The following is a 13,137-nucleotide window of genomic DNA, read 5'->3' as shown; positions in this document are numbered from 1 at the left end:
GACAAGGTGCTGTAATATAGAAAATCATCACAGTAGGGACAATCAGGTTAATGCCGATTGTCCGTTTGCATCTCAATGGGTAAGTATGGTGGTATTTGTATTGTGGTTCAATAGTAGACATAAGCAATTTATAAAATAAGTAATTTATGAAATACCCAATTTGTAGAATGAACAAACTGTAAAAAAACAAATAATATAAAGTTATTGACTATATAAAGTACGATTGCTGCTAATTTGTGATTTTTTATAAGTAGCAAATTAGTCTTCTGAAGGTACTGAATTCAATGATAAGGCAACTTCCAAAGGTTCATTATTATAGGTAACTACTTTATTAATGGGCTGGGCGGATAATACGTCAGCTGATACTTGCGATGCACTGTGCGATAGCCAAGTGGTCGCATGATCGGAACGATTAACACCAATATCAGAATTAGCAGCAGGATTTGCACCACATAATAAAGACCATAATTGCCAAACCCGTGCATGTGTACTGGCATCAACAATTAAGCGAGATTGTGAATGTGGCGGTGCTGTTAAGATGGATTGAATCGTTAAGGGTGACGATTGCTGCGGCGCGCTAGGATTATATTGTACAATTTTTATTGGTAAAGCACTGTCGATAGCTAAGGCACAATCCCAAACACTACTATCGTCTATCTGACTCCAACCGGTTAAGGCATGCAAGGTTAATGTACCATTAGGCAGCTGCCATTTTTTTTCTTGCTCACAGCCTTGCGCGGTAATCGACGTCTTAATTGTAGCGCTAACGTTGACATCGTTCATGACTATATTTGACCAGCGCTCACTACGCCCTGCTTGCCAATAATTATTAGTAGGCAAATTTTTCGTGATCTTCGCAACTGTTAACGGTAGCAACAATGAGGCGTCATTGCCTACTGGGTGCTGCTTTTTAAGGGGAATAGTTTTACTCAAGGCTGAAGGTTTGGTTAAAGCAGCCACTTGTGTCTGTACCACAATTCCTTCTAAATGATTGATAGCCAAGCTGCGTAGCTGCTCCTCCAACGAAGTCGACAGTTTATCAGCCATCAAGTTACTAGGCATGGTCCGCTCGCCTTGGAGTCGGTGATCTGCTAGAAATAGCCAATTGACCCTATCTTTGCCATTATTAAAAGGATATTGCAGTACTGCTGCGGTCACATAACGATCACTCGTAGGCAAAACATACAACGTTGGGGTTAATATTAACGCTTGCTGATTGGCAAATATGGTCGTCATTAATAATGTTAAAGGCGGCAATGATAGCCAACGACTAAGCAGCCCACGTGGTAGCATCCAAGGCAGCGCAACCAACAGCGCCATCAGTATCATGCCGGTATTGAATGGGGTATAAAGCCATACACCTTTTAAAGCAGGTAATGCTGTAAGCGCTTTGATAAGCTCATGCAACCCAGCAACAATACCACTTACAAAGACCCAAATGCCATCCGCAACCATCGGTACAAGCAGATAACACAGCCCGGCAAGCAAATTCAGCGGCACAATAACCCAGCCAAATAAACCAATGGCAAACAGATTAATCACTAAACCCCACAGTGATGCTTTACCAAACAGTAATAAGGTAATCGGCAACAAGGCAATAAATAACCAACACTGTAGCTTAAATAATTGCTTAAACCGCAGCCATAGCTGTTCAGCAAATGGCGAGGCAGTAAGAGGTAAATCCGTGCGATTAGCAGATGACAACAGCAGCTGACTACTTTCTATGCTATTTTTATTTACCAATTGTGAGCTGTTATCATATTTTAATAATAATGCCACTGCGATAAAAGACAACCAATAACCCGCCTGCCATAAGACATAAGGGTCATGCCATGCCATGATAACTGCCAGCGCCAATAGTACCCGCATGGTACTCACAGGCAATAATGTCAAACGTACCGCACCTATCGCCAGTAACATCCAAGCGGTGCGCGCAGCAGGGACATCAAACCCAGTAAATAATGCATAAATAAAAGCCGCACCAATCATCACCAGCCAGCGAACCTGCCAACGCGAAATATGGCGATATAGCGTCGCACCCTTGCTATCCAGAATGTATGTTACCAGCCCTGCAAGCACAATGGCTAAAAACAAGACATGAGTGCCAGAAATAGCCAGTAAGTGTGAGATACCTGCCAGTTGATATAAGTCTTTCGTCTCGCGATTAATCAAACTGCGATCACCAGTAAGCAAACTTAATGTCACTGCACGCGCTTGCTGTTCTGCGCTTGAATAACACGCCCACTCTTTGTAAAAATGCTGACGCAACTGCCAACGACCTTGATCAATAGTCAGGCGAAGGCGCTGCAGATAACTATTATGATTCGTCAACGTAGAAGTAGTTGAGGTAGAATGGTCAGCAGTAGGATGAACGGGCGCACCGATAGCAATGATATTGGCAACGCCATCAATATGCCGAGCACGCAGCCAGCGATAACTGTCAAATCCTGAGGCATTATTCATGTCTTCTTGCGATGTTTTTAGTGGCGCAAGCGTGAGACTCATCAATAACTCGTCACCCGGTTTTAAATTATTTAATGCATCTAACTTCGCCGCTTTTTTATTGTTATTAGGATAGGCATTAAGCAAAATACGATATTGAGTGTCTTCAGCGTTATTCTTTACCAGCCTATCTTGAGACTGCATTTTAAGAGCGTCTGATTTAAGATAGTCAGTTGTTACCTTATTTAAATCTTGCGCTGTCATATTTGATACTAACGGCGTTACGGAGCGTAACAGCGCCACCTGTCGATAGCCGCTATTATCACCACTTTTATCATCAGTATGATAAACACTGTCACTAATGCCCTCGATAGTCACCCATGCCGTGACGCGCATCGTCTGGGTGATTTTAGTGATCTCTGCCTGCTGGTAATGTTTAAGTGCTTGCCAAGCACTACCGAAAATCAAAGCGCACGCTAAAACTGCCATAAACACATAGCGTATGACCAGCAAAAATACATTAATAATAGATGATGAGCGCTGTGATTTCAGAGCTGTATCCAGTGCTGTAACAGGCACAGCAGACCGTGTACCACGCTGACTTATAAATAAGAGTAGTACTGCCATAATCATAAAAGATGGCATGCTAAACAAATTATGACTTATGTCCAGTAGCGAGGCGCTACCCGGTATACCAGCAGTAGTTGTCACGCTCAACACTGCTAGCATTACAGCAAGAATAACAATTCCAAGCAATCCGTACACTAGCGCTCCTTTCTGGATAGTGGAATGGAACAGGAAGGTTATCTTAAATACAAAACCTTTAAATATAGGTAGAGTTTTAATGAAAATAAGAGTCGACTAACAGTAATAATTAGATAGATGGTCAGCTTATAATAAAGCCTCAAAGACATTTTAAAATGCGCTATTATCATAGCGGGCGCTGTGAGTTACCCTTCTTTTAATCAATAACGCTCTAATAGCATTACCTGTGCGATTGTCTTATACTGATTCAACAATTTTCGGCATCATCGAAACTATTTACCGCATATCTTATCCTTGCTACCATTCACAACAAGAATGATACTAGAATTAAAATATCAATGTCTAAGATTTTAATGAGTTGATTATAATCCCTGATAAAAGGCAAGCCTGTGCCAAAAAACCGACTAAAAAAACTGTTGCCTACGCCCGAAAAAATACTAGAAAGTCGCTCGTTAAGGCTTTTAGCACCTCATTTGATAGACCCACGCTTATGGCAATTTAACCGCCATAGTTTGAATAAAGCGGTTTATATTGGCGTACTGAGTGCGTTTTTTCCGTTACCTGGGCAGATGCTACTTGCGCTTATTGGCGCGCTTATTTTTCGTGCCAATGTACCTATGGCACTTGGGCTAACGTGGATTACAAACCCGGTAACGACCTTGCCAGTTTTTTACGCTGCTTATTACGTTGGTGCCAAAATTCTAGATGTACCGATGATTAGCTTGCGACTGATTGGCAAAATGATATCGGACTTTAGCTTATGGATATTGGCAAGCGGTCCCAATCCATTTGAGACCTATCGCGGTGCGGTTTCACTTTCGGCATTTTGTTTGGGGTTAATCATATTGGCGGTGCTGACCAGTATCATTTGTGGTTTAGCGTTTAAAGCCATCTGGCGTTATAAAACCATTATCACTTGGCAACAACGCCAAAAAGAGTTCACTAATAAGTCGCCTAAAGATTTATAAACCTTTAAGCTTCTATTAATTTACATCAATATACATGATAACTGATAAACTTTCGGCTAATACTCTTCCCAATGTCCATTGCGTAGCAGTAATTGCCGATCGGCAAGCGCTGCCAGATTACGGTCATGGGTAACCATCAATAGTGCAGTTTGCATGGTACTTTGTAACTCGGATAACAACCCAAATACGCTTTGCGCATTGTCATAATCCAAATTTCCCGTTGGCTCATCCGCTAAAATCAGCGACGGTTTAGTTACCAACGCCCGCGCAATTGCTACACGTTGACGCTCACCGCCCGACAGTTCTCCAGGCCTGTGCGCCAAACGATGCTCAAGACCAACACTGGTTAAAATATCTATTGCTTGTTGGCGTGCTTCAGTCGTTGAGACCTTTGGACGCATCAATAATGGCATCGCGACGTTTTCAATAGCAGTGAACTCAGCCAATAAATGGTGAAATTGATAAATAAAGCCCAAATGCTTATTACGCATCGCGCCACGTTCTGTCTCATTCATGCTATTTAACAGTTGACCATGTAGCCACACCTCGCCACTGGTTGGCGTATCAAGCCCACCGAGTAAATGTAGCAAGGTACTCTTTCCTGAACCACTGGTACCGACAATCGCAATACGTTCACCCGCATTCACCGTCATATCTAACCCGGTCAATACTTGCGTGCGCACCGCGCCTTCATCATATATTTTACTTATATTGCTCGCCTTTAATATGGCAGACATAGCGTATCCTTTGTTCTTACTTAATAACAGCTGGAATAAGCATTTAAGCTTAAGTGGCATGGGTAATTAGTAAGTACTAACGCAGATTTTTTATTATAAAAACGGCGCTATCACTTATTAATAGTTATTACTCATAGCGCAAGGTTTGTGCTGGTTGTATCTTAGCAGCGCGGCGTGCCGGATAAATAGTCGCTAAGAAACTCAATACAAATGAGGCACCAGTAATTAACGCCACATCCACCAAGCGCAACTGCGAGGGTAAATAATTAATAAAATAAGCATCAAATAAATGCAAACCAAAGCTTTGATTGATAAAGCCCAAAATATCACTGATGGTTAGCGCGAATATGACACCCAATATCGTGCCAGCAACCGTTCCAATCACTCCAATAACCACGCCTTGTACCATAAACACTTGCGTAATCAAGCGCGGTGACGCACCAAAGGTTTTTAAAATAGCAATATCGGCTTTTTTGTCAGTGACCAGCATCACCAAACTTGAGACGATATTAAACGCAGCAACCAGAATAATTAAGAACAGCAACAAGCCAACCATCGCTTTTTCCATTTGAATCGCGCCAAATAGATTGCCATGGGTTTGCGTCCAATCGTTGGGATAGAGCTGATCCGGCGCAATCGCTGCTGCTTTTTGTGCGGCTATCGGTGCTGTAAATATATCATTAAGCTTCATGCGAATGCCTTGCGCCCCAGATGGCAATCGCAACAGCTTGGCGGCATCATTCATCGGAATAAATGCCATGATGCTATCCACTTCTGGGCTGATGCTAAAGATACCGGTTAAAGTAAAACGCTTAAAGCGTGGTATAACCCCTGCTGGCGATGGCGACGCTTCTGGCAACACCAAGGTGACTTTATCACCGATAGTCAGACCAAGGGACTGCACCATCTCTTCACCGAGCACAATGCTAAAGTCGCCACTTTTTAGGGTATCAATACTGCCTTCAGTCATGTGTTCATTGATAATGGAGACGTTTTTTTCGTATTTTGGATCTACGCCAGTGACCATAATCCCAGCAACTTGACCGTTAGATGTCAACATCCCTTGCAACTGAATAAAAGGGGCTACTGCCACTACTTGTGGGTCTTCAGTCTTAATCTTATCAGCCAAGGCTTCCCAGTCACCGATAACTTCAGTTGCCGTAACCGTTGCTTGCGGCACCATGCCTAAAATACGGGTTTTAAGCTCACGATCAAAACCATTCATTACTGATAGAACAGTGATTAATACTGCAACCCCAAGGGTCAAACCTATCATCGAGATGAGCGATATAAAAGAGATAAAGCGGTTACTGCGCTCTGCTCTGGTATATCGTAATCCGATAAATAATGCTAAAGGACGAAACATATTCAAACTCTTTATCTTATCTATGGGCAGCGCGATGTCATGCGTAAGTCGACACTAACCCATATGGTTTTAGACAGACTTGATGTTAAACAGTCGTGTTATTTGTCTTATTTTTTATATAACGAGACTGGCAAAAGGAGGACAGTTTGACACAAATTGTTCACCATGTGCCATTCATTCATTTATTCACTTATAAAAACTGCGCGTATTTTCCCTCAAAAGGCTAGGCTTTGTTATTATTTTTTGTGAGAGGCTTGCTATTACGCATGTCTATACCTATATATTATAGACTAGGGATCATTATCATTCACCCATCATGACTGTTTGCTACCGTTATCTTGATTATATAACGCCATTTTTAGGCGAATAACTTGTCACAAGAGTCAATATTCAGCTGATTATTGCTGGATACTTACGCATTGTATAATAGTTAAGAATATAATCACTAAACTCTCAAGCATCATAGCTGACCTAATTTTGAGTATTTTCATGACTATTAATTATCAATATAAAAATATCCAATTTCCTACCAAAGTTGTCTTAACGGATGAACAGTCTGCCGGTCATGCTGATCATTGGCGTATTTTGACCGACGATATGAGTAATGACGTGCCAGAATGGCTACAAAAAATGATTGAGCAAGCAGCAATGCCAAAAGGTCTCAACGGCAATGTCAGCTCGAATGATACCTGCTTATTATTATCAGAAGATCAGCCTTGCCATATCAATCAAGTCCTTGCCATGAAAGATGGTAAGCCTGAGTGTTTTATTAATGCCTATCCTTGCGTTGATGGTCCTTATGGTCTGACCTGCCGCATCGAGCGTATGATTGTGAATGAAAATACCAACGATGCAGTGCTTCGTATGCGCACCGCAGATGGCAGTATTATTTATGCTTTTGATCAGCTGTATACGGCTAACCGTCACCTTTACCAACAAGGTACTGATTATTTTGTGAATTTTAGCGGGTGGGCACATGAAATCACCTTGAGTGAACAAAACGAAGTCATCATGGTAGAAGACCCTGAAGCCATTCGTTATCACCGCGCCTTTAACGACATTGTGGCTGCAAATGACGGACAACTTCCGGACGATCTGCAGGAACAAATCAAGCAGTGGCAACCGACAACCGAAGCACAAAAGCAACCGGTAGAAATAAACCTCGGTCATATGTGTGCCTATTTATTCGGTGATGCATTAGGTCAAGAAGACGAAGCATGGTGCCAAGGTCAGGTACTGGGTAAACAAGAAACCTCATTTAATGGTAAGACGGTAATTTTATTTGACGTAGTGATTTTACGTGAACAAAGTGCCACCCCATTCGTAGTACGTATTGGCGCAATGAAACACGCTGGCACAGAAGCCATCCAAGTCCATGACTACGTGCAAGCCAATATTTGGCTCCAAGCAGCTATTTACAAAGAGAATCAAACAGCAGCCCAATCGCTAAACCAGTCGAAAGCCAGCTAGAATATATTGCTCTTTAAGTGATAACAATGATCCTGTTCCCAGTAAAAAAGCCCCTAAATGATTTAGGGGCTTTTTTATGATTACATTATCTATAATTACAATACAGCTTTATGAGTTATGTTTTTATCAATAATAAACGTACTTACCATTTATCATGAGCAGCATTAACCCATATTAGTCTCTGAGCGAATACGTTTAAACAGCTCTTTTTGCTCGGTGCTTGGACGTGCTGTTTGCAATGCCATTAGTTGTGACATATCGCCCTCAACACGAATGCTGCCACCCATAAAGGCGCCCATAATCTCATTCATATCAAAATCAGTGATGATAGATTGTAATAATTCACGATCCAATAGCAAGGTAGTGGTCGCCTTGTCATTCAATCCGCGATGCAAATAGCCGTTAGCAAAATTGGCTTCAATATCTTGGTCACTATCAGCAACTTTAAGATTAATCACCATATCCGCCAATGCAGGTGGCAAATTCAATTCACCGGCTTCTTGACCAAACTGTTCCACTTGTTCAAACCAAGGGTCTGATAAAAAATCCAACATAATACTATCCCTAATAAATATTACACTTTAAATGCCCCGCTCAGCTTTTACTAACGGTTATGACATCCTTAGTGTTATATAGCGTATAAAAAGTTATTTATAGTTTACTTGTCATAAATACCGGCTACCACATTTACTCTAACCAATTAACATTCCAACCAATTACTGTCAGATGAAAAGAGACAGTCGATATAAATCAGTCTTATTATGGCGCGCTTTTAAAAGAAGTAAAACCTATAATCATCATTATTTGCGAAAGTGTAACAAATTTAGTGTGAATGAATAGCATGGTTATTAGTATAGACTTGATTACAGTATCAATTTTGAAAGTTCAGACTTAAATACGTTTTCATCAAAGTATTGTCTTAAACCTTAGTAATCTTTTAATTCAACAACCTTTAGTCTCCTTAGTGACTGATAAAATTACCTTATTGCGCTTATCTGTGTAATCCCCTTTATATTGTGTTGATATGTTGCGATTTTTTGCTATCATAACTCCCATGCCACATTTATCCTATTAATGTATCCGTCAAACCTTCATAACTCCTCTCGTTTTTAATGTGTTGTTAAGGATTAATCTGTATTTAAATCTTAACTTCTCTATTGGATAGGCGTATTATGAAGTTAATTATATTGTTAACGTTATGTTAGTGAGTAATGGTAGGGTGATATGCGCTCGATGATGAGCCTTAACACCACCCTTAGAATAAATGCTTCTTAGTGTTTATAGCTTTTAATATTTTTTCCGGTAAAAACAAAGGTTTACAAGCAATAAATTTGTCAAATAACCTATGTTTTAAAATCATGTTTTTACCAAAGAGTTTGTATTTTAGCGCAGAGTTCTAATGATATTTGCTTAATATTGCGTTACAATACCTTAAATAGAATCGGCAGTTTTAACTAAACATTACGTAAACATGCTTTTGTCAGTCATAGCATGCACTTCTATCTATTTGAAATCAGGTGATGCTGTAAAACGTATTTTTTCACAGAGAGCACAGCATTATGAAAAATATAACCAGTCATTATGAATAGATAGTCGCTGCTCTAAAAGAGAATGCTCTTTTAGTTAATCATTTAGTCACTTAACTATGGTATTGATTATACTATCCCCGCTTAGCTGCACGCGCCCTCGTTAATGACGCTTGCCTATCAGCAACAGCTGATAATAAGTTATCTAAGTTGTTGGTTAATACCGTTTGTGGTAGTGATGAGGTCAGACGTTAGCATGAGTTAATACTCCTGATAATTCGGGCTGTAAAGGAATCATCCAATGAGTTTACAAAACACAGCAGTCGCCCCAGTTGATCGTGAATATGAAATCACCATCATACGATTCTTTACGATTATGGCCGTAGTATGGGGCATCGTCGGTATGGGTATCGGTGTTTTCATCGCATCACAGCTGGCATGGCCAGCACTTAATTTTGACATTCCCTGGATCACATTTAGTCGTCTAAGACCACTGCATACCAATGCGGTTATTTTCGCGTTTGGTGGTAGTGCCTTATTTGCAACGTCTTATTACATCGTTCAGCGTACCTGTAAGACGCGGTTATTTGCTCCGTATTTAGCATGGTTTACCTTTTGGGGTTGGCAGGCGGTCATCGTATCTGCTGTCATTACACTACCGTTAGGTTTGACCTCAACTAAAGAATACGCTGAGCTTGAGTGGCCGATTGACATCTTGATTGCATTGGTATGGATTTCTTATGCCATTGTGTTCTTCGGTACATTAATCAAGCGTAAAACCTCGCATATTTATGTGGCTAACTGGTTTTTTGCTGCCTTTATTATTACCATTGCCTTACTACATATTGTTAACAGTATGGCAATTCCTGTCAGCGCATTTAAGTCGTATTCGCTATTTGGCGGTGCAACGGATGCAATGGTACAGTGGTGGTACGGTCATAACGCGGTAGGTTTTTATCTTACAGCAGCATTCTTAGGAATGATGTATTACTTCGTTCCAGTACAGATTGGTCGTCCTATCTATTCTTATCGCTTGTCTATCGTTCACTTTTGGGCATTGATTGCTTCATACATGTGGGCTGGTGGTCACCATTTACACTATTCAGCGCTTCCAGATTGGACACAGTCTTTAGCAATGGTATTCTCTATTATCCTATTCGCACCTTCTTGGGGCGGCATGATTAATGGTGTCTTAACCTTGTCAGGCAGCTGGGATAAATTGCGTACGGATCCTATCATTCGCTTTATGATCGTTGCCTTGTCATTCTATGCCATGTCGACGTTTGAAGGTCCAATGATGTCTATTAAGACGGTCAACGCGTTATCGCATAATACCGACTGGACAGTAGGTCACGTACACTCAGGTGCGCTTGGCTGGGTTGGTATGATTACTATTGGTTCATTGTATGTGCTATTACCACGTATTTATAACAAGCCAAAAATGTACTCTATTAGCTTGATCACGACGCATTTCTGGCTAGCAACAGCAGGTACCATTTTCTATATCGTATCTATGTGGATTTCAGGTATTGGCCAAGGCATGATGTGGCTAGCGACGAACCCAGATGGTACTTTGGTATACAGCTTCGTTGATACCGTTGAGTTCTCGCATTTCCCATATATTGGTCGTGCGTTTGGTGGTCTGCTTTATGTATCAGGTATGTTTGTTATGGCATATAACGTTTATAAAACGCTCAAAATGCCAGAAGGTAAGCCTGTAGATATTGCTGATCCAACTGATCATGAACCTAGTGTCGATCAAATCTCGACAGCTAAAGTATAAGGAACGATCATGGCTGGTACACCGCATGAAATTATTGAAAAAAATACAGGCTTGTTGGTCATCGGTATCGTTATCGCTATTAGCTTTGCAACGCTCGTTGAGATTGTACCGCTAATATATGACAATAAAGGTCCTGAAGAAGGTGGGGTGAATGCTCCCCTACCTGCTATGGAGCCTTGGACTGCACTTGAATTTGAAGGTCGTGATATTTATATCCGTGAAGGTTGTCACGTCTGCCATACCCAAATGGTGCGTCCATTACGTGCAGAAGTTGAGCGTTATGGACCTTATTCGCGGGCTGCTGAGTCGACGTGGGATCACCCATTCTTATGGGGGTCAAAACGTACTGGTCCTGATTTAGCACGTGTTGGCGGTCGCTATTCTGAAGATTGGCAAAAACAACATCTTATCGCACCTCGTTCTCTTGTACCTGAGTCGGTAATGCCAGGTTTTCCTTGGTTAGCCAAAAATGAAGTAAACGGTACGAATGTGCAGGAAAAAATGCGTCTATTCCGTGATCGATTCGGTGTACCTTACACTGATGAAGATATCGAAGGGGCACCTGATGCTGTGCTTGGTGCTACCGAGCTTGATGCTCTGGTTGCCTATTTGCAACAGCTAGGTACTGCTATGGAAGGACAGCGCTAATGGGTATTGGTGAATTACAAACAATTGCGACCGTTTCTGCCTTTATTGCCTTCGTAGGTGTTGCATGGTGGGCGTATTCGCCAAAAAACAAAAAACGCTTCGAAGAAGATGCACAACTTGCGCTTGATGACAAAGACATTGAATCTTTGTCCGAAGAGCAGCGCAATAAGGATGAACAATGACATTTTTTTGGAGTTCTTGGATTACCATCTTAAGTTTTGGATGTTGGCTTTTCATCCTTGGCGTTTTATTGATGGTGTTAAAGTTTAAGCCAGAAGTAGCAGAAGATGGTACGACAGGTCATGAATACGACGGTATCCGAGAGTACGATAAGCCTTTACCAAAATGGTGGTTAGTTATCTTTTTTGGTTCTATCGTTTGGGGAATAGCTTACTGGATATTCTTTCCTGCTATGTTTCCAAAATATTGGGATGGCATTTCGACCGTACAAGTGGATGGTGAAACCGTACCCTGGACGTCTCATAACGAGTTAAACAGTGATCTTGAAAAGAACAACAAGGTATTCACTGACAACTTTGAGAAAAGTATTCTTGCACAAGCTGGTGCAAGTGGCGCAACCAAAACGCTAGCGAGCTTATCTGATATGCAAGCGACCCTGCGTCGTAGTGAAACGCCACCTGCGGACTTACAAACGAAGATTGATGAAGCCACCGCAGAACTAGCACCTTACGTGCAAAAACTGGCTGAAAATCCAAATGCATTGAAAGTTGGTAGTCGTCTGTTTTTACAGAACTGTTCGGTTTGTCATGGCTCTAATGCTAAAGGCGCCACAGGCTATCCTAACTTGACTGACAATGACTGGTTATATGGCGGTGAAGCTGACCATATCTTAGCCACATTGCACAAGGGACGTGTGGGCGGTATGCCTGCATGGCGTGATCAGATCGGTGAAGATGGTGTACGTGCAGCATCTGAATATGTGCTGTCGTTATCTTCTAGCAATGGTAGTAAGAGCAATGGCGAGCTGGATAAAATCCTTGTTAACCAAGGTGCAGCTATCTTTGATCAGAACTGCGCACTTTGTCATGGTAAAGATGGTAAAGGTATGATATCAGCTGGTGCCCCTAACCTAACCGATAACGTTTGGTTGTATGGCGGTGAGCGTGAAACGGTTCGTGATACTCTGCGCTATGGTCGTGCTGGCGTAATGCCACAATGGGAATCAAAGCTGGGTAATGAGCGTATTATGCTTCTTGCCGCTTATGTATATTCGTTGTCAGATCGTAATACAGCAGCGGTGAAAGTGTCTGCAACTGCAGCCCCTAAAACTGTGCAAGCTCCAGTAGCAGCTTCTGCTAATTAAGATAGCTTAATTTATTGAAACGTGATGCGTTATAACAAGGAGGACTGTCATTACAGTGCTCCTTTTTTAATGGCTGATTTTTAGTAATTTTTTTTATAAAAGCTATTA

The 13,137-nt window shown here is 41.5% G+C and carries 10 protein-coding genes; 6 read left to right on the top strand and 4 right to left on the bottom strand.

The window, feature by feature from the left end:
• Positions 1-258 precede the first annotated feature (258 nt).
• On the bottom strand, positions 259-3,207 hold the full coding sequence (locus H2245_RS01500; RefSeq protein WP_182405305.1) for a ComEC/Rec2 family competence protein: 2,949 nt from the start codon (positions 3,205-3,207) through the stop codon (positions 259-261).
• A gap of 389 nt (positions 3,208-3,596) precedes the next feature.
• On the opposite strand from H2245_RS01500, the gene H2245_RS01495 reads away from it, so the two are divergent.
• Entirely contained in the window at positions 3,597-4,175 is a 579-nt protein-coding gene (locus H2245_RS01495) for a DUF2062 domain-containing protein (protein WP_310734108.1), read from the top strand.
• A gap of 56 nt (positions 4,176-4,231) precedes the next feature.
• On the opposite strand, the gene lolD is transcribed toward H2245_RS01495, so the two are convergent.
• Both lolD and H2245_RS01485 read right to left on the bottom strand, forming a co-directional pair.
• Entirely contained in the window at positions 4,232-4,912 is a 681-nt protein-coding gene (gene lolD, locus H2245_RS01490; RefSeq protein WP_182405303.1) for a lipoprotein-releasing ABC transporter ATP-binding protein LolD, read from the bottom strand.
• 127 nt (positions 4,913-5,039) lie between these two features.
• Positions 5,040-6,278 (bottom strand): lipoprotein-releasing ABC transporter permease subunit, encoded by a 1,239-nt coding sequence (locus H2245_RS01485; RefSeq protein WP_182405301.1) that lies wholly within the window; start codon positions 6,276-6,278, stop codon positions 5,040-5,042.
• Positions 6,279-6,767: 489 nt separating this feature from the next.
• Here H2245_RS01485 and H2245_RS01480 point away from each other — a divergent pair, with 489 nt between their 5' ends.
• A complete protein-coding gene (locus H2245_RS01480) occupies positions 6,768-7,748 on the top strand; it encodes a hypothetical protein (protein ID WP_182405299.1) in 981 nt (326 codons plus the stop codon).
• 164 nt (positions 7,749-7,912) lie between these two features.
• Here the strand turns inward: H2245_RS01480 and H2245_RS01475 are convergent, their stop codons facing one another.
• Positions 7,913-8,302, bottom strand: coding sequence for an SCP2 sterol-binding domain-containing protein (locus tag H2245_RS01475; protein WP_182405297.1), 390 nt, complete (start codon positions 8,300-8,302; stop codon positions 7,913-7,915).
• 1,273 nt (positions 8,303-9,575) lie between these two features.
• Between H2245_RS01475 and ccoN the strand changes: the two genes are divergently transcribed.
• From ccoN to ccoP, 4 genes are read left to right on the top strand one after another with little or no spacing between them, the layout of a single operon-like run.
• Positions 9,576-11,057, top strand: a complete 1,482-nt coding sequence (gene ccoN / locus H2245_RS01470) for a cytochrome-c oxidase, cbb3-type subunit I (RefSeq protein WP_182405295.1) — start codon at positions 9,576-9,578, stop codon at positions 11,055-11,057.
• Positions 11,058-11,066: 9 nt separating this feature from the next.
• Positions 11,067-11,705, top strand: coding sequence for a cytochrome-c oxidase, cbb3-type subunit II (gene ccoO, locus H2245_RS01465; protein ID WP_182405293.1), 639 nt, complete (start codon positions 11,067-11,069; stop codon positions 11,703-11,705).
• Positions 11,705-11,887 carry a cbb3-type cytochrome c oxidase subunit 3 gene (locus tag H2245_RS01460; RefSeq protein ID WP_182405291.1) on the top strand — a complete coding sequence of 61 codons (183 nt, stop codon included), beginning with the start codon at positions 11,705-11,707 and terminating at the stop codon, positions 11,885-11,887. The genes ccoO and H2245_RS01460 overlap by 1 nt, the downstream gene beginning before the upstream one ends.
• Positions 11,884-13,029 carry a cytochrome-c oxidase, cbb3-type subunit III gene (gene ccoP, locus H2245_RS01455; protein WP_182405289.1) on the top strand — a complete coding sequence of 382 codons (1,146 nt, stop codon included), beginning with the start codon at positions 11,884-11,886 and terminating at the stop codon, positions 13,027-13,029. The genes H2245_RS01460 and ccoP overlap by 4 nt, the downstream gene beginning before the upstream one ends.
• The last annotated feature ends 108 nt before the right edge of the window (positions 13,030-13,137 follow it).

The sequence above is a fragment of the Psychrobacter sp. GP33 genome (assembly GCF_014119005.1).
GTDB lineage: Bacteria > Pseudomonadota > Gammaproteobacteria > Pseudomonadales > Moraxellaceae > Psychrobacter.
This window is presented reverse-complemented; position numbering and strand designations above follow the sequence as displayed.